Genomic DNA, 18,733 nt, shown 5'->3' on the forward strand with positions numbered 1-18,733 from the left:
ACCCGGGCGCCCTAACAAAGCGAAGGCACGATCACATTGGGAATGAGGCTCGCCACCGGCGGCTCGGGATAATATTGCGAAACCCGCTGCGCCTGCTGCGCGGCGGGCGTGCCGGACAGAATCTCGATCAGCCGCAGCGCCTCATCCAGCCCCGAGGAAATTCCACCGCCGGTCAGCCGGTTACGATCCTCCTGGAAGCGTGGATGGCCGTCGCCTACGATGACTGCGGGATAATCCGCCAGGAGATCGGGAATGGCCGACCAGTGCGTCGTCGCCGTATAGCCGTCGAGCAACCCGGCGGCGGCCAGCAGCAGCGCGCCGGTGCAGACTGAACAGACCCAGTTGCTCATCTGCGCCTGCGCCACCAGGAAATCGAGATAAGTGCGATCAGGATCGCCGATGAGACGTTCCAGAGCGGCCGAACCCGCTCCCGGCACCCACAGCGCATCGTAGGCCGATGGCACCGGAAGACCGCTGGCCACCTGCAGCGAGACACCCGATCCGGTGACGACGGTGCCCGGCACCTCTGCCACCAGATCGACCTGAATTCCGCCCCAGAAGAGCATTTCGGCAGGGCCGCAGACATCGAGCAGATCGACACCCTGGTAAACCGGAATGAGGACCCGCGGCTTCGCCTCGCCCGTGCCCATCAGCGGATTTCCAGCGTGAAGGGAGGCACCGTCTCCGCCAGCTCGGCCGCCGCCAGCCCCGATTTGCGAAGCATCCGCGGCCCACCGCCCAGCGGCCCCTTGTGAGTGCGCACCTCGACTTCGATCGTCCCCTGCTCTGCCGCCTGCACCGGAAGGCGAAAATCGGCCGAACTCTTCAGATGCGTCTGGCAATTGGCGCATCCCTCGACATGCCAGCGGCTGAGCACCGCTTCGTGCCCGAGCAGGTGCCGCTCTCCGTCGATTTCGGCATAGGCGGAAATAACGAAGGACCCCCGGATCTTGGACCGATCGACGCCGCCGACATGCAGCGTGCGCTCATCGTCGGCACGCTGCACCAAGGCCTGCGCTTCCGCCGCTTCGAAGCTCGGCGCGACAAAACCGTCCAGCGATCCGGGGCCATAGCCATAGCCCAGCTGCCCCTCGATATCGATGCAGTCCGCCGTGGTGTAGACCGTGCCGTCCGCCTTCTTGAACGGGTTGAGCGGCGTCTGCATCGTGATCGGCTCGTCGGGGTCGCCATCGGCTGGCGGCGGATTGTTGGTGCCGTAGATCGCGCCAGGATCGGAGGAATCGATCGTGAAGGATGTGGTCGCGCCATTGCGGCGCTGCCAGGTCCAGAACACGTAATCGATGAAGCAGTGATGGAAGAAGAAGATCGGATCGAGACCCGCCGTATCGTTTTCGCCCATGTCGCCGTTCGCACCGTCGATCGGCGACATGTTGCCCTGATCGGGAACGTCGAAACCGCCGACGGCCAAGTGCATGCTGTTGTGCGGGCTTTCGAGCGCGCGCACCGGCTTGGTCGGGTGCGCGGTATTCCAGGCGCCTTGCGAGGTGGTGTTCGAGAACAGCGTGTATGTCGGTGCGCTCAGGCAGGCGACGAACTTGCTGTAGACCTCCCCCATCGGATTGCCGCCGATGACAATGGTCGATGTCAGCCAGGCGATGACGTTGCCGTTCAGGGTTTCGACATTCGCCGCGTAGCTGGGAAACTTCGCATTGTGCGCGGCAGTCGCCTGCCGGTCCGCTTCCGTACCGACCAGCCCCGACAGCGGATAGCGCACGGTCTCATAGCCGGCGGGCTTGCTGTAGAGGGCATTGTCTCCCTGCACATTGTCGACGATTTCCAGCGGCAGCTTGAAGGATCGCAGCGGATTGTCGATCTGGACCCCGTCCAGTTCGAAGAACTCGTCCGTCAGGGCGCGGGGAATGCCCCCGGTCCGCGAAGCCTCGCTGCATTCGTCCCAGAAGGGAAGCGTCACGCTCTCGCAACCGGGAATGCTCTGCAAGGCCTTTTCAAGCGCATGAAGATAGACCCTGTGCCAGCTCGGAAACAGCACGGTGCCGTGCTGGCAATAACCGCCCCACCACTTCGGATCGGTTTCGCCCGGACCGCGAAACGGCTCGCCGTGATATCCGCCCAGCACGAAGAACGAGCGGAGATCGGCAGGATCCAGTTCCTTGATGCCCTTCCACGCACGCATCAGGTTTTCAAGCTCGGACCTGTTGCCGGCATCGTAATCTGCCTGAATATCGGCAATCGAGCGGCGGATACCAACACTCATCACGCATTCTCCTGAAAAAGAGACACGATCATCGTTTTCAACGACGATCAAATGACAATGATTTCCAATCGATCAGAAGTAATTAAAATAAGTTAACTCGAAAACAGCGGCGACATTGATTCGATTTAAGCTACGACACGACCTGCTTCAGATCGAATTCAATCTCATAAAATACAGATTTTTAATCCCGTACCCGCAAAGCCGTCATGGTATTTGACAGGGAAAGCCACCCTGGGATCGAGGTGCCCGATGCTCGCCGGAAAATGGACTTATCGCAGCTATCTGAACGATCCCGCACTGGTTGGAACCGACCCCGCATCCGCGCTCGGCCTCATCTTCGGTGAGGGCACTTTCGATTTCGAACCGGAAAGTCACGGCCACTTCAACGGCGGGCTGGGTATGGGCAGCGGCTATGCGCTTACGCTGGACGGCCACCTGATCGAGCGTGATCCGGTTCGGTTTTCGATCATCGGGCGGGGAATCGATGGAACTGCGACGGCGGGCTGGCGCTACGACTATCACGGCATAGCGGGCTACATGTGGCCATCGGGAATCGATCAGGTGCCCAGCCTGCTGGGCACCGTCCTGCGGGTCAACGCACATGGCCCCGACGCCCCTGCCGGCGTCACCGCATCGTTCATCGCGGTACGCCAGCCCGAACCGGCATCCCCGCGAATGGCCCGCCGCTCCTCGCTTACGATGGGATTATGAGGACCTTGTCGGTTCCGACCGTTCTGCCGCTCCTGCGACGTCATCCGCCATGGCTGGCGACCCCGGCAATCTGGTCACTGGTCATGTCGCCGATCATGGCCGCTCAACCCCATTGGTTTGCGATCCCGATCTGCGGCAACAGCAGCTCGGAACAGACCCGCCTGCCCATCTCTCCCGGAGGAGCGCCCGGCGACCACCAGGACGGCGCCTGCGCACACGCCACATGTCCGCGCCCGACCCGCGAGAACCGAAACACCCCCAAACCTCGCGCTTGTCCGTAGAATGTTGATTGCCGCTGAGAGGTGACCCGGGATTTCCATCGAGAAGTGACCCGGCTTGTGATTATGTTTCTTGTGTCAGCGACGGGTCAAGCTGGCGTCTCTCCTTTCGTGGTCTGCCTCGCTGGGCGGAGCTGTTTTTGAACCGGAAGCTGTCATTCCCGGTTTCGAGGATGTGGCAGTGATGAGTAAGGCGATCGAGAAGCGCGGTTGTCATCTTGGCATCGCCGAACACGCTGGCCCATTCGCTAAAGCTGAGGTTGGTGGTGATGATGACGCTGGTACGCTCGTAAAGCTTGCTGAGCAGATGGAACAGCAGCGCTCCGCCTGAGGCGCTAAACGGCAGATATCCCAGCTCATCGAGGATCACGAGGTCGGCATGGGCCAGCCTTCCCGCAATCTGTCCGGCCTTACCCTGCGCCTTTTCCTGCTCAAGCGCGTTGACCAGTTCCACCGTTGAGAAGAAGCGGACGCGCTTGCGGTGGTGTTCGATGGTCTGGATGCCCAGGGCCGTCGCGATGTGGGTCTTGCCGGTTCCCGGACCGCCGACCAGGACCACGTTGTCGGCAACGTCGATAAAATCGCAGGCGTGGAGCTGACGTACCAGGGCCTCGTTGATTTCACTGCTGGTAAAATCGAAGCCGGCCAGATCGCGATACGCCGGGAAGTGCGCAGCTTTGAGCTGATAGGCGACGGAACGCACCTCGCGCTCCGCTGTCTCGGCCTTCAGCAGCTGCGACAGGATCGGGATTGCGGCCTCGAAGGCAGGCGCACCCTGCGCCATGAGGTCGGTGACGGCTTGGGCCATCCCGTGCATCTTGAGGTCGCGAAGCATGACGACGATGGCGCCGCTGGCAGGGTCATGACGCATGGCGGTTCTCCTGACGCAGAGCATCATAGCGCTCGACATTGGCCATGGGCTCACTGACCAGTTTCAACGCCTGCGGCGCCGTAACCGGCGGGGTGGTGACCGGCTTTCCATCGAGCAATCGGTGGAGGAGGTTGAGGATGTGGGTTTTGGTTGGAACGCCCGTATCCAAGGCCATGGCCACAGCGGTGAGAACCGCTTCTTCATCGTGATGCAGGATCAAGGCCAGGATCTCGACCATCTCCCGATCACCGCCGGGAATGCGCAGCAGATGGCGTTGTAATCGCAGGAAGGCGTCGGGAAGCTCCAGGAACGGAGCGCCATTGCGCAAGGCTCCTGGCTTGCGCTGAACCACCGCGAGATAGTGACGCCAATCGTAGACCGTGCGGCCTGGGCTATCATGGGATCGATCGATGATCCGAAGATGCTCACACACAATCCCGCCTTCGGCGACCACCAGGAAGCGGTCGGGATAGACCCGAAGGCTCACTGGCCGGTTCGCGAAGGAGGCCGGTACGCTGTAGCGGTTGCGTTCAAAATGGACGAGGCAGGTCGGAGAGACGCGTTTGCCATGTTCGACGAAGCCGTCAAACGGCCGCCCTACTGGCATGAGGTATTCTGCCTCGTCCGCCCACGCATCAGCAACCGAGCCCGGCTCGATCCCGTGTGGGATCTCCTGCCACAGCGCCTTGCAGCGCTCCTCCAACCACCGGTTCAGCGCATCGAGACTCTGCGCTTGTGGGATCGGTTGCCACAAACGGTGCCGTGCATCTTGGACGTTCTTCTCGATCTGGCCTTTCTCCCACCCTGCGGCCGGATTGCAGAACTCGGCTTCGAACAGGTAGTGGCTGACCATCGTCAGGAAGCGGGTGTTGACGCTTCGCTCCTTGCCTCGCCCGACCTTGTCGACCGCAGTGCGCATGTTGTCGTAAATCCCGCGGCGCGGCACGCCGCCCAGCACACGGAATGCGTGGTTATGGGCATCGAACAACATCTCATGCGTTTGCAGCAAGTAGGCCCTGACGACGAACGCGCGGCTGTAACTGAGCTTGAAGTGAGCCACCTGAAGTTTGGTGCGCACGCCGGCGATGATCGCCCAATCCTCGCTCCAGTCGAACTGGAAAGCTTCTCCGGCGGCGAAGGAAAGCGGCACGAATGTGCCGCGGCCGCTTATGTGCTGCTGCCGGCGATATTCCTCGTGCCAGCTCCGGGCGAACGCCGCGACCCGATTGTAGGAGCCATCGTAGCCCAAGCTGAGCAGGTCGGCGTACAGTTGCTTGATCGTGCGCTTCTGCTTGCGCGACCTGCTCATCTCTCGCCTTAGCCAGGCCGACAAACGATCAGCGAATGGGTCCAATTTGCTCGGACGATCCGGCACCTTGAAATGGGGTTCGATCGTGTCCGACCGCAGATACTTGCGGATCGTATTACGTGAAAGGCCGGTCCGTCTCGCAATCTCGCGGATCGAAAGGTGATCGCGGTAATGCCAGCGCCGGATAACGCTCAATAACGCCATGTCCAACACTCCATGATCCCTCGCTCGCCAAAGCCAGGGCCGAGTTCAACATGGGTCAATTCTCAATGGAAATTTGGGCGCTTCCCGGGTCACTTCTCAGTGGCAATCAACATAACCAACCTCAAAAAGCCTGGCCAACATCATGACGGTGCCGGCCTCTACCTTGAAATTGCAAAATCCGGGGCAAAGCGATGGACGTATATCTTTCGCTTCGGAGGCAAGCGTTGCCAGAAGGGCTTCGGCACCGTCCCCGAGGTAAGCCTGCAACAAGCTCGCGCCAAGCGGCTGGAAGCTGAGGCCATGATCCGCGACGGCGTCAATCCCATTCACGCGGCCAAGGACGTAGCTCCGGATCAGACCCCGGCCACCTTCGGCGCCGTCGCACTCGACTACATCGCCTCGCAAGAGGCTGGCTGGAAGAACCCGAAGCACCGGCAGCAGTGGCCTAACACCCTGCGCACCTATGCCAAGTCCATATGGGACAGCCCCATTCACGAAATTGGAGTCACCGACGTGCAGAATATCCTGAAGCCTATCTGGCACAAGAAGGCAGAGACCGCGAAACGGGTCCGCGGACGGATCGAGAAGGTTCTCGGTGCCGCAACCGTGCTCGGCATGCGTTCCGGTCATAATCCGGCCGCATGGCGCGGTAACCTTGAGCATCTGCTGGGCAAGCAGCGTAAGGGACCTAAGCGCCATCAACCTGCAATGCCCTATGCAGACGTGCCGTCCTTCCTCACGGCGCTCCGGGGCCAGCAGGGGACTGCTGCCCAGGCGCTGGAACTCCTAATCCACACGGCGACCCGCACTTCAGAGGTGCTGAAGGCCCGCTGGAACGAGTTCGACCTTGCAAACCAAGTCTGGACCATTCCCGCCGAGCGCATGAAAGCTGGTAAGGTGCATCGTGTTCCCCTGACGCCGCAGGTCATGAAGCTGCTGGAGAGCCTGCCGCGGCAGCAGAGCTTCCTGTTTCCCGGCCAGTCAAAGGGCAAGCCGCTCTCCAACATGGCCATGCTGATGTTGCTGCGCCGGATGGAAATCGAGGATGTCACCATCCATGGTTTCCGTTCGTCATTCCGTGACTGGTGTGGTGAATGCACCAACGAGCCTCGCGAGATGGCCCTGGCGCACGAAGTTGGGAATGAGGTCGAGCGCGCTTATCGTCGCGGCGACGCCCTTGATAAGCGCCGCAAGCTGATGGAACAGTGGTCGGATTATCTGGTGGGCGCGAACCAGCAGGCCGACTGACCTTTGAGCTGATGCCGAAGACTCGGGGGCGACCCTAAAACTGACCCTAAAACCGGGTCATGGTTGCCCCCGATCAGCCAACGATGCGAGCGAACGCAAAATCGCTCTAAACGCATGTTTTTCAACGATTTCATTTAGGAGAACCCACAGTGTTCTGCGGGTAAGTGGCGGAGAGGGTGGGATTCGAACCCACGGTACGGTTGCCCGTACACTGCATTTCGAGTGCAGCGCATTCGACCACTCTGCCACCTCTCCGCTAGAGATGCGATAGCGATGGAAGGTCTCCATCGGGTCGGGAAGCGCGCCACTAGCCTGACCTTTCGGGCTTGCCAAGCCCCTCTTTTCAAAAATGGGGATTATCCACAAGCATTCCTTGTGAGGAAACCGCAGGAAACCTATATTTCCTGCATGAACAAGGCCTCATTTTTTTCTCCGACGGCCGGCCGCATCATCGATGCACCGCGTGAAACACGGGCGCGATTCGGGATCGGCGATGTCGTTCGCCACAGGAATCACGACTTTCGCGGCGTCATCTTCGATATCGATCCGGTCTTCGCGAACAGCGAGGAATGGTACGAATCCATTCCGCTCAATGTGCGCCCGCGGCGCGACCAGCCCTATTACCACCTCCTCGCCGAGAACGAGGAATCCAGCTATGTCGCCTATGTCAGCCAGCAGAACCTGATGGCCGATGCGGAGAGCGGGCCGGTCGACCATCCCTCGCTCTCACAGATCTTCGAGGATTTCGACAACGGGCGCTACCACTTGCGGCGCGGGTTGACGCACTGATCCTTCCGCGCACGAAAAACCCCGACCGGAGGTCCGGCCGGGGTTTTCGAAAGCACATCATTCGAGTGGACGGTCAGCCCTTGATCTTCCAGCCCGAACGCAGAACCATATAGACGATCCCTGCCAGCACCGCGTCGAGCAGGCCCATGCCCAAGGCGCTGTGCAGAACCGCCATATTGGTGTCGCCGATGTCGCTGACGCCGAGAAAGCCGAAGCGGAAACCCGAGATCACATAGAAGAACGGGTTCAGGCGGCTGATCGCCTGGAACGTCGGGGCCAGGTTGTCGATCACGTAGAACGTGCCCGAAAGCAGCGAAAGCGGCGCGATCACGAAGTTGGTGACCGCGGCATTATGATCGAACTTCTCGGCCCAGATCGACGAGAGCAGGCCGAGCAGCGCAAGGAAGACCGAGCCGGTCAGGCCGAACCAGACGACCGCCCAGGGATGCGCCACCGAAAGGTCGACGCCGGGCCAGAGCAGCATCGCCCCGGTCAGCGCGCAGCCGACCAGAACCGCGCGAGTCACGGCGGCTCCGGTCATCGCCAGCATCAGTTCGCCTTCGCTCAGCGGCGGCATCAGATAGTCGATGATCGTGCCCTGAATCTTGCCCGCCAGGAACGAGAAGCTCGCATTGGCAAAGGCGTTCTGCATCATGCCCATGACGATAAGGCCCGGCGCCACGAAGGTCGCGAAATTGACGCCGAGCACTTCGCGCCCGCCACGGCCCATCGCCACGGTGAAGATCACCAGGAACAGCAGGGTCGTGATCGCCGGTGCCCAGATCGTCTGGGTCTGGACCTTGAAGAAGCGCCTGACCTCCTTCATATAAAGGGTCTTGAGCCCCTCCCAGTTCACCTGGTGGATCAGGGGTTCTCCCTTCGCCGGGAACTGGCGGGCCGGCACTGTCCGGGGTGCGATGCTTTCGGGCACGATCCCTCCGGACGTCGGCAGGTCGGTCGAATTCGTTTGATCGGGCATGGACCGGCGAGTATCGGCTGCGGCTTTCCAAGGCAAGCCGCGCCACGGAATTTTGGGGCGATTCTCACTTCGCCCGATGAAGAGATGGAACACGAATGAGCTGGACGGACGAGCGGATCGAGAAGCTGACCAAGATGTGGGAGGGCGGTGCCACCGCCAGCCAGATCGCGGACGAACTCGGCGGCGTGAGCCGCAATGCAGTGATCGGCAAGGCCCACCGCCTTGGCCTCAAGGCTCGCCCCTCCCCGGTCAAGGCCAATGAAAAGCCTGCGCGCCCGGCGCCTGCCCCCAAGAAGCCGAAGCCGGTAGAGGCCGCGCCTGCCGCGCCCGAACCCAAGGTCGAGGCTCCGGTCGTGCGCGCTGCGCCGCCGCCTGCCGCGCCTGCACCGCGCGCACCGCAGCCGGCAGCCGCACCGGTCGCTGCCGAGGACGCCGCGCAGGCCGCACCCAAGGGACCGCGTGTGGTCTCGGTCGGCCCCGGCGGCTTCCTGCGCCAGGGCCCCGGCGACCAGCAGCAGCCGATCCCGCCTGCGCCGCCGCGCCGCCTGATCCCGGCCAAGCCGAGTCCCGAGATCGCCGACAAGACCAGCCTGCTGGACCTCAACGACCGCGTCTGCCGCTGGCCGATGGGCCACCCCGGCGAGCCCGACTTCCACTTCTGCGGCGACAAGGTGAACCCCGGCTTCCCTTATTGCGTCGAGCATTGCGGCCGCGCCTATCAGGCGCAGCTTCCGCGCGGCGCCCGCCGTCCTCCCCCGCCCCTGCCCTTCGGCGGCCCGCGGGTACGCTGATCCCATGGCCAGGACGCGGCGCGCAATGTCGGCAATCCGGCTGCATGCCGCGTCTTTTTCATTCATGCTCGCCGCGGCGCTGGCCTTTCCTGCGCTTGCGCAAGGGACTGCGGCGACTGCGCCTGTTCCCTCGGCACCTCCTCCTCAGGCGGTTCCCGTCGAGCATGTCTACGTGGCGCTGACCACCAATGCCGGTGTGATCGTGCTGGACCTCGACAAGACCCACGCACCGCTCACCGTCGCCAACTTCCTCAAATACGTCGACAGCAAGCGCTTCGACGGCGCGACTTTCTACCGCGCCATGCACCTCGATTGGGGCGATGCGCCCAACGGCTTGCTCCAGGGCGGCCTTCAGGGCGTGAACGTACTACCGCCCGTCGCGCATGAGCCCACCAGCCTGACCGGTATCAGCCACAAGGCCGGTACGATCTCCATGGCGCGCTTCGCGCCCGGCAGCGCAACCGCAGACTTCACCATCATGCTCGGCGATATTCCCTCGCTCGACGCCCAGCCGGATGCCGATAACGCAGAAAGCCGCGCCGGCTTCGCAGCCTTCGGCCATGTCGTCTCCGGCATGGACGTCGTGCGCAGGATCTGGGACGAGCCGCGCTCTGCCACCAAGGGCGAAGGCGTGATGAAAGGGCAGATGCTGGAGCCGCCGGTACGCATTGTCAGCGTGCGCCGGATCCCTGCCCCGCCGGTAACGCCCTGAGAGAGTCTCAGCCAAGGCCGAAACGGCTTTGAAACGCCCCGATTAACAAGTTTTCACCCCACCTTCGAGGCGAGCTTGCTATAGGCCGCACGCCCACGTCCTCGGACGATAATTCGTTTTTTCTCAACACGTCACGTAGCCGCAACCGAACGGCGCTAGCCTGAAAACTCGCTTGGTAAGAAATGGTTTACCCCGTTTCCGATCGAGTACGGGAAATCCCTTAGTTGGTCCTGCTGGGTCCGACAGCCATTGCATTTGCAGGGGTTGTGGAATTCCCTCTCAGGTCCGGGGGCACGGACTGCATCTATTCGGTCTGATGTACTGTTGAGAGTGCGATGATAGAAAATTTACCTTTCAATTGCGCCGGCGAAGCCGGTCCAACTGTCGTTTCGCACGAAGAGTTCTGGTTCTCGCTGAAGTTGAGAGTTGATTCAGCTTCTCAACTTTGGCAGGCGGCCGCGCTTCGCTGCATGAGCCAATCGGAGATGTCCTATGAGGAAGTCGACGAGTTGATCGGCCCGATCGAAGATCCATCGATCGCGGACTGTCTGATGATCCTTTCCCTGCCGGATCGCATTCCTGGCTGCACAAGGCTCGACGTGGCCATGCAGGCCACGGAAAGCCCGGGCATGGTGGCGGTGATCGGCAGCAGCGACTGTCGCAGTACGGTCGACCAGCGCTGACACGAAGAACCCCTGAACCGCAGACGGCGGTTCAGGGGTTCTTCGTTTTCGGCCAAGCTACCGGGAGATCGCCATAGCGGCAGACCTCCCGGCATCCTCTCAGCTGTCGATATTCGTTCCGGCCGCCGCGATCGCGACAAGGCCCGAGGCGGACATGCGGATGCCGTTCACGCCCAGCATGATGTTGGTGCCGTCGGTCACGACGTCGCTGACAAGCGCGACCGAGTTGATCGTCGTATCGAGGGTATTCCCGGCGCTGTCGGTCGCCGTGACGGCAAGCGTATAGGCTCCCTTGTCGGCCTTCGTGCCGTCGGCCTTGGTGCCGTCCCACTCGTAGCTGCCCTGCGATTCCGGATCCAGTGTCACGGTGTTGACCACCTTGCCGGTGGAATCCTTGATCGTCGCGGTGATCGCAGACGGGGTGCCGTCGACGTAATAGGTCCAGTGCGCAGGCGCATCACCGAGACCGGACACGGCAGAATCGAAGCGCGCCTCGCGCCCGATGTAGTTCGAGGCCGTCGACATCTGCTGCGAGGTGAGCTGGCTGAGGATATCGCCGAGCTTGCCGGTCTGCTGGATCGACTGTTCGACCTGCGAATACTGCACGAGCTGCTGCGTGTATTCCGAGGTATCCATCGGATCGAGCGGGTCCTGGTTCGTCATCTGCGTGGTGAGCAGCTTGAGGAACAGGTTGTAGTCGGTCAGCAGTCCCGAAGTGGATGCTGCCGTTGCGTCGGTCGTCGTCGACGAAGTGCCTGAAACGGTGGTCATTGCCTTGATGCCTTATGCCATGAGATCGACATGGCCGCTGCTGCGCAGCGACCGATAGATCGGGTCGTCGCTCCCGCCGAAACCGTCCGCGAGGCCGCCACGGGACTGGAGACCTGCCTGCTGTTGCCCCTGCTGCTCGCCCTGCCAGCGCTGACCGCTCCCCTGACCGCCGGAGCGGCTATCGAAGCGCAGGGACTGGCCGTCGCTGCGCACCCCGGCATCGGCCAGGGCGCGGTTCAGATCGGTGCTTTCCCGGCGCAGCATGTCCAGCGAGGAGGCGCTGTCGGCCGAGAGAACTGCGCGCAGGACGCCGTCGTGGTCGAAGGAGAGCCGCACGTCGATCCGGCCCATGTGACGCGGATCGAGGCGGATCAGCAGATCGTCACCGCCCTTGTCGAGCGCGCGGGCGATTTCCACGCCGATGTCGTTGCCGAACTGGCCCTGCTGCACGGAAACGGTCGCGCTCTGCGGCGCCGAAGGGGCAGTTGGCGTGTAAGGCAGCGCACCGGGCCGGCTGGCAGTTCCGGCAAGCGTCTGACTGAACAAAGGTGCGGAAAGGTTCGCGTCGGACGAAGGGGCGCCCTGATCCGCGGCAGCGTCGGTCGCGGCTGCGGCGACCGTCGTTCCGCCCTGCCCGCGCGAAGCGGCAGGCTCCTGCGCGGCGCGCTCGAACGGTGTGGCCGTGGTGGCCGCGCCCGCTTTCGCCAGCTTGGCGGAACCCTTGCCCGTACCTTCAGTCGTGCCCCTAGCGGCATTAGCGGCGGCATCGGCGGCAGCGACATCATGCACGTCCTGCGGCGCGGCTGCGAGCTGCGGCTGAATCGCAGCCGCACCGGCCAAAGCGGCGTTCGGCGCCGCTTGCGACGTCGGCGACAGGGCGGGCAGGACGACGACGGCAGCATCGCCTTCCGCGTGCTTTGCGACCGGCGCTTCGCCTTCGTCCGACACCGTCGCGGCATCATCGTCCGTCGCTTCCGTTTCCGAGGCCGGTTCCGCCGAAGTCGTTTCCGGCGACGCCGCCTGCTTCACCAGTTGTGGCAGGATCGGATCGGCGGTCGGCGCTTGCGGCTTGATATGGTCGGCAGCAACGGCATGCGCAGTTTCGGTCGGCTTGGCAGTCGGGCCGAGACTGGCGGGCTTTGCCAGCCCCGCAGCGGAGTCCTGCACCGGTACTTCGGTCGCGATCTGCGGCAATGCCGCCGCATCGGCGGCAAGCGTATCGGCAGGCGCCGCAGCCGCAACCACGAGATCAGCCGCCTCTTCCCCGCCCGGTGCCGCAGCGCCCGAAGGTGAGGCCGCCTTCGTCGAGGCAGCGGTTGCCAAAGCCACCTGAGGTGCTCCGACCTGCCCCGCACCGACCTGCGCTGCGCCGAGCAGCGACTGGAAGGACCCCATGGCCTGTCTCGCACTCGTCAGGCCGCCGGCAAGGCTGTCGGCCGCCCCGGCAAGAGCGACCGCCGGAGAGGCGGCACTGCCGGCTCCGGCAGCCATCGGAAACAGGGAATTCACGGAAACCGGCATTACTGGGCGTCTCCCGGCCGACGAACTGCGGCCATCATTTCATCATAGAAGGATTGCGGCCTAGCCGGTCGCACATCCTGTAATCAGCTAACCGTGCCGAGGCTGCGCAGGCGGGCGCGCGGATGGATCTCGTTCTGCGACAGCACCACCGTCGCCGGGCGCACCCGCTCGATGATCGAGCGGACGAAGGGGCGCAGCGGCGGGCTGGTGAGCAGACAGGGAATCTCGCCCTGTCCGGCAAGACGGTCGTAAGTGTCGCGCACCGAGGCGATGAAGGCCTGGAGCTGCGAGGGCGCCATGGCGAGATGGCGCTCATCGCCCTGCCCGACGATGGCGTCGCCGAAAGCCTCGTCCCATTCACCGCCGAGCGTGACGATCGGGATCGTCCCGTCGAAGGTCTGCTGCGCCGATATCTGGCGGGCGAGACGGGCGCGGACGTGTTCGGTCACTTGCGTGAGATTGCCGGTCATCGCGGTCGCTTCGGCCACACCTTCGAGGATCGTCGGGATGTCGCGGATCGATATGCCTTCGGACAGCAGGTTCTGGAGTACGCGCTGCACACCGGAGATCGAGATCTTGCTCGGGATCAGGTCCGCGATCAGCTTCTCGGTATCCTTGTGCACTTCGTTCAGCAGCTTCTGCGTCTCGGTATAGGAGAGCAGGTCGGCGATGTTGTCCTTGACGATCTCGGTCAGGTGGGTGGTCACCACCGTGCCGCAATCGACCACGGTAAGGCCGCGGAAGCCCGCTTCCTGGCGCATGTCGCGGTCGATCCAGAGGGCAGGGAGCTGGAACACCGGCTCCTTGGTCGGCTCGCCGCGCAGGCCGGTTTCCTGGCCCGAGGCATTGATCAGCAGCAGCTTGCCGATGCGCAGTTCGCCGCGCGCGATCTCGGTCTCCTTGACGTAGACGATGTACTCGTTCGGCTGGAGCGCCATGTTGTCGAGAATGCGGACCGAGGGCAGCACGAAGCCGTAGTCGATCGCCATCTGGCGGCGCAACGCGCGCACCTGATCGTCGAGGCGCGGCTCGGCCTCGGAATCGTTGATCAGCGGCAGCAGGCCGTAGCCCAGCTCGATGCGCAGAGCGTCGATGGCGAGCGTGCGCGAGATCGGTTCCTCGGCCTGCGCCTCCATCTGCTGCTGCTTGGCCATCGCCTCCTGCATGCGCTCCTGCGCCGCACTGGCCTGGGCCTTGCGCGACATCGACCACGCGAACCAGCCGCAGAGGCCGCCGAGCGAGGCGAAGGGGAAGAACGGCAGGCCGGGCATCAGCGACAGCACGCCCATCAGCACGCCGACGATGCCGAAAGCCTTGGGATAGCGGCCAAGCTGCTCGCCCAGCGCCGTGCCGGTCTTGCCGACGACGCCGCCCTTGGAGACCAGCAGGCCCGCCGCGGTCGAGACGATCAGCGCCGGAATCTGGCTGACGAGGCCGTCGCCGACGGTCAGGATGGTGTAAGTGGTGAAGGCCTCGCTGAAAGGCACGCCGTGGATGGCGACGCCGATGATCAGACCGACGACGATATTGATCGCGGTGATCAGCAGACCGGCGACGGCATCGCCCTTCACGAACTTCGAGGCACCGTCCATGGCACCGTAGAAGCCGCTTTCGGCCTCGATCTCGGCGCGGCGCTCACGCGCCTGCGCTTCGGTGATCGTACCGGCGTTGAGGTCGGCGTCGATCGCCATCTGCTTGCCGGGCATGGCATCGAGGCTGAAGCGCGCCGCCACTTCGGCGATGCGGCCCGCACCCTTGGTGATGACGACGAAGTTGATGACGATCAGGATCGCGAAGATGGTGAGGCCGATGACGGTCTCGCCGCCCATCAGGAACTCGCCGAAGGCCGCGATCACCCCGCCCGCCGCCTGATGCCCCTCATGCCCGTGGCCGAGGATCAGGCGCGTCGAGGCGAGGTTCAGGCCCAGACGCAGCATCGTCACGATCAGCAGGATCGTCGGGAAGCTGGACAGCTGAAGCGGCTTCTCGATGAACAGCGCCGTCATCAGGATCAGCACCGAGGCGGTGATCGACAGGGCCAGGCCCATGTCGAGCAGCCAGCCCGGCATCGGCAGGATCAGCATGCCGATGATGGCACTGACGCCCAGCGCCAGCGCGAGATCGCGGCTGGGGCCGAGGCGGGTCAGGAACTGGTCCAGCCTTTGAGAGACGATTGCGTTCATCGGATCACCGCAAGTCCAGAATTCAGTGTCGGATCAGGCCGGGGGGCACTGCGACCCCATCGGACAGGAACGTGCGCAGCTTGTTGCGCATGGTCCGGACCGAAATGCCCAGCATCGAGGCCGCATTGGTGCGGTTGCCGCGGCAATGCTCCAGCGTCTTGAGGATCAGCTCCCGCTCGACGTCGGCGATGTTCTGGCCCACGAGTTCGGAAACGGCGGTGCCAACGGAGGGCGTCGCCGCCTCTCCCTCTCCCGCCCCATTGCCGCGCAGCCGGGCCAGAACGTCCTCCAGGTTCACCGCAATGTCGACGACCACGAGGTCGTTGCGGGCACGCTGCCAGTCCTCGAACACGGTGGAATTCGCCGTGCCCACGGCAATGCTGGCGGGGGACCCGCGCACCATCTCCACCGCAAGGCCCATCGCGTTTCCGAGATCGCCCACCAGCATCAGCCGGGTCGGATCGTGTTCGGGCGTGGTCATCATGCTTCCTGCCGGACGATTTCGGTGAGCGTGATGCCCAGCGTGCTGTCGATCAGCACGACTTCGCCGCGCGCGATCAGGCGGTTGTTGACGAAGATGTCCACCGGCTCGCCGACGCGGCGGTCAAGTTCCACCACCATGCCCGGCTTCAGGCGCAGCAGGTCGCCGATGTCCATCCGCGAGCGGCCGAGCACGGCCTGGACTTTCACCGGCACGTCGAACACGGCCTGGAGATCTTCGGGCGTCGGCGGCGTGGTCGGACGCGGCGGGATCGCCGTTTCCTCGACATTCGCGTCGGCGGGATTTTCGTCGGTCAGGTGAGCAGGCGCCAGTTGGCGCGGCTCGAGCTCGTCGCTCATGGTCATACCTTTCAGCTGTTCATCCACTGACGGATTACGGATGCGGATTCTGCGGGACTGGCCGAGATGGCGTCACCGATGCGGCGCAGGGCGGAGAGCTTGATGCGCCCGTCCACTTGCGCCAGCGCGATTTCCTGATCGAGCATTTCGCCCTCTGCCGCGCGCTGTTCCTCAAGCTGGCGCAGGGCATCCTCGTCGCCTTCCGCCGCGCGTTCCTTGAGCGCCATCAGTTCGGCGTCGTCGGCGGTGAGGCGCTGCTCGACCACGCCTTCCACCAGCGGCGGCGGGAGCAGCTTGGGCTTCAGCATCTTGATGGCGAAGAGGATCACGCCGCCCACGACCAGAATCTTCAGCACGTCGAAGATGCGGTCCCAGGTCAGACCCAAGGGCAGGCCGTCGGACGTACCGTCGAGATCGGTCGGTGCGTTGAAGGCCATGTTCTCGACCACGACACTGTCGCCGCGCTCGGCATCGAAGCCTACCGCGTTCTCGACCAGCCGCTGAAGACGCTGCACTTGCGCTGCGGGCAGCCCCTGCGGGCCGCCGTCGACCATCACCGCCACGGTCAGGCGCTTGACCTGTCCGGGGGTGCGAACGGCCGTCTTCTGGGTGCGGCTGTTCTGGTAAGTGGTGTCTTCCGAGGTCTCGTTCTGCGCCGAGCGGCGCGCGTCGCCGCCACTGCCGTTGACGTTGCCCTGGTTGTCGGGAAGCTGCGCGCCGACGGTCACGCCCTGCGCGCCCGCAGCGTTCTCGTCGCTCTGGTTGCTGGATTCGACGGTCGTCTGATGCGCGATGACCTGGGTGTCGGGATCGAAAGTTTCCGATTCCTCGCGCACCTGATCGCGTTCGAGCACGGCGGCCACTTCGGCGCGAACCTTGCCCTGGCCGACGATCGGCTCGATCATCGATTCGATTTCGCTGCGCAGGCGGGCCTCGACGGCGTTCTGCCGGTCTTCGAGGTTGCCCGCACCGGCATCGCCGCCCTCGCCCGCCCGTGCCAGCAGCGCGCCGGTCTGGTCAACGATCGAGACCGCTTCGGGATTGAGATCGGGAACGGCGGAAGAGACGAGGTAGCGGATCGCCTGGATCTGCTCGCCGGAAAGGCGCCCGTTGGTCTTCACCGTCACCGAAGCGCTGGCCTTGCGCGGTTCGGTCTCGAACATCGCGCGTTCCGGCATGACGACGTGGACGCGGGCCTTGGTGACCTTTTCGAGGCTTTCAATCGAGCGGACCAGTTCGCCTTCGATGGCGCGGGTCTCGTTCATCTTGGCGCGCGAGGAGGAAATGCCGAAAGGCTCTTCCGCGTCGAGCACTTCATAGCCGATCTTGCCGCCCAGCTGGTCGGAGGCCATCGACATGCGCAGCTCGGCCAGCCGGTCGACCGGGGCCATGACCCCGGTGCCGTCGGCGGAAAGCTGGAAGGGAACGTTCTGCCCCTTGAGCTTGTCGGTGATCGATTTCGCCGCCGAGGGATCGAGATCGGTATAGAGATAGCCCATCTCGGTCGCAGGACTGCGAAAGGCCATCCATCCAAGCCCGGCCAGCAGGGCAAGGGCCACGCCGCCCATCAGCAGGGCCCGGCGAGGACCGATCTGCTCGATAAAGTTCCGCAACGGGTTCAAAAGTCGCCTCTTACATCAGCGGCGTCACTCCTTTGGTGTCGCCTCTGACATTATAGGATAAGCCGCTAGGCAACTCTTGCCGGGAACAGGAAAAGTTTACGCGCCCTCCGCCTGGTCGCCCTCGCGGCCCAGAACACCGGCCAATTCGGCCATGACCGCGGCGCGGCGCGCGCCCGCATCGACGTTGAGACCGCCTTCCGCCCAGCCGATATGGGCATCGCCCATGGGCAGGTTTTCGTCATCGACGACGACGATCGACAGCGAACGCCTTTCGCGCGCACGGCGTTCCTCGACGAGACGTTCGATATCCTCGCGCATCGCCGGATGGGCGCGGATCGACAGCGCGGTATCGCGCGCGACCTGATCGAGCGCGCGGGTCAGCGCCTCGTCGACGGCCCGCGCGGGCTGCGCGGCGATGGCATGTCCGGCAAGCAGTTCGGCGGCCTGAAGCGCGACCGATCCGGCTTCGGCGATCACCTGGTCCATCACCGCATCGAAGCGACGCTCCACGTCGTCTAGCGAGGCATGGAGCGCATCGGTGGCGGCCAGCATGGCTTCCGCCCGCTCGCCCCGCGCCTGCTCCAGCCCGGCCTCGAAACCGTCGGCCCGCGCCCGCGCGAGCTCGGCGACGTGATCCTCGTGCAGGCGCTCGATCCGCGCCTGGAGTTCCTCGACGTGTTCGCGCAGTTCGTCGTGCCGTCGCTCGTCGACGACCGGCTCGTTGCCCGGAAAACGGAATATTCTGTCGAAACCGAATGGCTGAATGGTCATGGGATCCTCCATCATCGCCGCACCCTCGGAATTCGTTCGACCTTGCGGTCGCGCATCGCAGGCACCGGCCCGCGACGCATGGCAATCTCTGAAACCCTGCGGATCGGCCCTTGGCCTCTCCAAATGGCAAGCTCGTGACGAATGCCACGAGCGCACCGGATACCGGACTCTTCGCTGCCCGCTCCAGACCTAAGGCTGGAGGAACAGCAGTTTA

At 63.8% G+C, this 18,733-nt stretch carries 18 protein-coding genes and 1 tRNA gene; 6 read left to right on the forward strand and 13 right to left on the reverse strand.

Translation table 11 applies throughout. From position 1 onward, the window contains the following. Positions 1-11: 11 nt before the first annotated feature. Both ACZ1II_RS20090 and ACZ1II_RS20095 read right to left on the reverse strand, forming a co-directional pair. Positions 12-650 (reverse strand): DJ-1/PfpI family protein, encoded by a 639-nt coding sequence (locus ACZ1II_RS20090; protein WP_465145345.1) that lies wholly within the window; start codon positions 648-650, stop codon positions 12-14. Next, positions 650-2,236 (reverse strand): tyrosinase family protein, encoded by a 1,587-nt coding sequence (locus tag ACZ1II_RS20095; RefSeq protein WP_465145346.1) that lies wholly within the window; start codon positions 2,234-2,236, stop codon positions 650-652. The genes ACZ1II_RS20090 and ACZ1II_RS20095 overlap by 1 nt, the downstream gene beginning before the upstream one ends. Positions 2,237-2,485: 249 nt before the next feature. Between ACZ1II_RS20095 and ACZ1II_RS20100 the strand changes: the two genes are divergently transcribed. Further along, positions 2,486-2,947 carry a hypothetical protein gene (locus ACZ1II_RS20100; protein WP_465145347.1) on the forward strand — a complete coding sequence of 154 codons (462 nt, stop codon included), beginning with the start codon at positions 2,486-2,488 and terminating at the stop codon, positions 2,945-2,947. A 342-nt stretch (positions 2,948-3,289) separates the two neighbouring features. On the opposite strand, the gene istB is transcribed toward ACZ1II_RS20100, so the two are convergent. Both istB and istA read right to left on the reverse strand, forming a co-directional pair. Further along, on the reverse strand, positions 3,290-4,096 hold the full coding sequence (gene istB / locus ACZ1II_RS20105; protein ID WP_465145348.1) for an IS21-like element helper ATPase IstB: 807 nt from the start codon (positions 4,094-4,096) through the stop codon (positions 3,290-3,292). After that, positions 4,086-5,609 (reverse strand): IS21 family transposase, encoded by a 1,524-nt coding sequence (gene istA, locus ACZ1II_RS20110; protein ID WP_465145349.1) that lies wholly within the window; start codon positions 5,607-5,609, stop codon positions 4,086-4,088. The genes istB and istA overlap by 11 nt, the downstream gene beginning before the upstream one ends. 99 nt (positions 5,610-5,708) lie before the next feature. Between istA and ACZ1II_RS20115 the strand changes: the two genes are divergently transcribed. Continuing rightward, on the forward strand, positions 5,709-6,857 hold the full coding sequence (locus tag ACZ1II_RS20115; protein ID WP_465145350.1) for a tyrosine-type recombinase/integrase: 1,149 nt from the start codon (positions 5,709-5,711) through the stop codon (positions 6,855-6,857). 165 nt (positions 6,858-7,022) lie between these two features. On the opposite strand, the gene ACZ1II_RS20120 is transcribed toward ACZ1II_RS20115, so the two are convergent. Continuing rightward, positions 7,023-7,112, reverse strand: a tRNA-Ser gene (locus ACZ1II_RS20120). Between the two features lie 153 nt (positions 7,113-7,265). Between ACZ1II_RS20120 and hspQ the strand changes: the two genes are divergently transcribed. Continuing rightward, positions 7,266-7,646 carry a heat shock protein HspQ gene (hspQ, locus tag ACZ1II_RS20125; protein ID WP_465145351.1) on the forward strand — a complete coding sequence of 127 codons (381 nt, stop codon included), beginning with the start codon at positions 7,266-7,268 and terminating at the stop codon, positions 7,644-7,646. A 73-nt stretch (positions 7,647-7,719) separates the two neighbouring features. On the opposite strand, the gene ACZ1II_RS20130 is transcribed toward hspQ, so the two are convergent. Beyond that, positions 7,720-8,625 carry an ABC transporter permease gene (locus ACZ1II_RS20130; protein ID WP_465145352.1) on the reverse strand — a complete coding sequence of 302 codons (906 nt, stop codon included), beginning with the start codon at positions 8,623-8,625 and terminating at the stop codon, positions 7,720-7,722. A 95-nt stretch (positions 8,626-8,720) separates the two neighbouring features. On the opposite strand from ACZ1II_RS20130, the gene ACZ1II_RS20135 reads away from it, so the two are divergent. The 3 genes from ACZ1II_RS20135 to ACZ1II_RS20145 all read left to right on the forward strand — a co-directional run bounded on the left by ACZ1II_RS20135 (position 8,721) and on the right by ACZ1II_RS20145 (position 10,811). Then, positions 8,721-9,416, forward strand: a complete 696-nt coding sequence (locus ACZ1II_RS20135; protein ID WP_465145353.1) for a GcrA family cell cycle regulator — start codon at positions 8,721-8,723, stop codon at positions 9,414-9,416. Positions 9,417-9,480: 64 nt separating this feature from the next. After that, complete coding sequence (locus ACZ1II_RS20140; protein ID WP_465145354.1) at positions 9,481-10,128, forward strand: peptidylprolyl isomerase; 648 nt, start codon at positions 9,481-9,483, stop codon at positions 10,126-10,128. A 335-nt stretch (positions 10,129-10,463) separates the two neighbouring features. Next, a complete protein-coding gene (locus tag ACZ1II_RS20145) occupies positions 10,464-10,811 on the forward strand; it encodes a hypothetical protein (protein ID WP_465145355.1) in 348 nt (115 codons plus the stop codon). A 99-nt stretch (positions 10,812-10,910) separates the two neighbouring features. Here ACZ1II_RS20145 and ACZ1II_RS20150 read toward each other — a convergent pair whose 3' ends face one another. The 7 genes from ACZ1II_RS20150 to ACZ1II_RS20180 all read right to left on the reverse strand — a co-directional run bounded on the left by ACZ1II_RS20150 (position 10,911) and on the right by ACZ1II_RS20180 (position 18,519). Continuing rightward, on the reverse strand, positions 10,911-11,582 hold the full coding sequence (locus ACZ1II_RS20150) for a flagellar hook assembly protein FlgD (protein WP_465145356.1): 672 nt from the start codon (positions 11,580-11,582) through the stop codon (positions 10,911-10,913). 12 nt (positions 11,583-11,594) lie between these two features. Then, positions 11,595-13,103 carry a flagellar hook-length control protein FliK gene (locus tag ACZ1II_RS20155; protein ID WP_465145357.1) on the reverse strand — a complete coding sequence of 503 codons (1,509 nt, stop codon included), beginning with the start codon at positions 13,101-13,103 and terminating at the stop codon, positions 11,595-11,597. A gap of 83 nt (positions 13,104-13,186) precedes the next feature. Further along, positions 13,187-15,286 carry a flagellar biosynthesis protein FlhA gene (gene flhA / locus ACZ1II_RS20160; RefSeq protein WP_465145358.1) on the reverse strand — a complete coding sequence of 700 codons (2,100 nt, stop codon included), beginning with the start codon at positions 15,284-15,286 and terminating at the stop codon, positions 13,187-13,189. 22 nt (positions 15,287-15,308) lie between these two features. Further along, a complete protein-coding gene (locus ACZ1II_RS20165) occupies positions 15,309-15,767 on the reverse strand; it encodes a helix-turn-helix domain-containing protein (protein WP_465145359.1) in 459 nt (152 codons plus the stop codon). Further along, complete coding sequence (gene fliN / locus ACZ1II_RS20170) at positions 15,767-16,126, reverse strand: flagellar motor switch protein FliN (protein ID WP_465145360.1); 360 nt, start codon at positions 16,124-16,126, stop codon at positions 15,767-15,769. Before fliN ends, ACZ1II_RS20165 begins: the two co-directional genes overlap by 1 nt. Positions 16,127-16,137: 11 nt before the next feature. Beyond that, on the reverse strand, positions 16,138-17,748 hold the full coding sequence (gene fliF / locus ACZ1II_RS20175; protein ID WP_465145361.1) for a flagellar basal-body MS-ring/collar protein FliF: 1,611 nt from the start codon (positions 17,746-17,748) through the stop codon (positions 16,138-16,140). 96 nt (positions 17,749-17,844) lie between these two features. Further along, entirely contained in the window at positions 17,845-18,519 is a 675-nt protein-coding gene (locus ACZ1II_RS20180) for a FliH/SctL family protein (protein WP_465145362.1), read from the reverse strand. Positions 18,520-18,733 lie beyond the last annotated feature (214 nt).

It is taken from the genome of Novosphingobium sp. BL-S-20, assembly GCF_055521635.1.

Coding starts and splice junctions, on each gene's coding strand:
- ACZ1II_RS20090 (WP_465145345.1), bottom strand. CDS start 650: ATGGGCACGGGCGAGGCGAAGCCGCGGGTCCTCATTCCGGTTTACCAG.
- ACZ1II_RS20095 (WP_465145346.1), bottom strand. CDS start 2,236: ATGAGTGTTGGTATCCGCCGCTCGATTGCCGATATTCAGGCAGATTAC.
- ACZ1II_RS20100 (WP_465145347.1), top strand. CDS start 2,486: ATGCTCGCCGGAAAATGGACTTATCGCAGCTATCTGAACGATCCCGCA.
- istB (WP_465145348.1), bottom strand. CDS start 4,096: ATGCGTCATGACCCTGCCAGCGGCGCCATCGTCGTCATGCTTCGCGAC.
- istA (WP_465145349.1), bottom strand. CDS start 5,609: ATGGCGTTATTGAGCGTTATCCGGCGCTGGCATTACCGCGATCACCTT.
- hspQ (WP_465145351.1), top strand. CDS start 7,266: ATGAACAAGGCCTCATTTTTTTCTCCGACGGCCGGCCGCATCATCGAT.
- ACZ1II_RS20130 (WP_465145352.1), bottom strand. CDS start 8,625: ATGCCCGATCAAACGAATTCGACCGACCTGCCGACGTCCGGAGGGATC.
- ACZ1II_RS20135 (WP_465145353.1), top strand. CDS start 8,721: ATGAGCTGGACGGACGAGCGGATCGAGAAGCTGACCAAGATGTGGGAG.
- ACZ1II_RS20140 (WP_465145354.1), top strand. CDS start 9,481: ATGCTCGCCGCGGCGCTGGCCTTTCCTGCGCTTGCGCAAGGGACTGCG.
- ACZ1II_RS20145 (WP_465145355.1), top strand. CDS start 10,464: ATGATAGAAAATTTACCTTTCAATTGCGCCGGCGAAGCCGGTCCAACT.
- ACZ1II_RS20150 (WP_465145356.1), bottom strand. CDS start 11,582: ATGACCACCGTTTCAGGCACTTCGTCGACGACGACCGACGCAACGGCA.
- ACZ1II_RS20155 (WP_465145357.1), bottom strand. CDS start 13,103: ATGCCGGTTTCCGTGAATTCCCTGTTTCCGATGGCTGCCGGAGCCGGC.
- flhA (WP_465145358.1), bottom strand. CDS start 15,286: ATGAACGCAATCGTCTCTCAAAGGCTGGACCAGTTCCTGACCCGCCTC.
- ACZ1II_RS20165 (WP_465145359.1), bottom strand. CDS start 15,767: ATGACCACGCCCGAACACGATCCGACCCGGCTGATGCTGGTGGGCGAT.
- fliN (WP_465145360.1), bottom strand. CDS start 16,126: ATGAGCGACGAGCTCGAGCCGCGCCAACTGGCGCCTGCTCACCTGACC.
- ACZ1II_RS20180 (WP_465145362.1), bottom strand. CDS start 18,519: ATGACCATTCAGCCATTCGGTTTCGACAGAATATTCCGTTTTCCGGGC.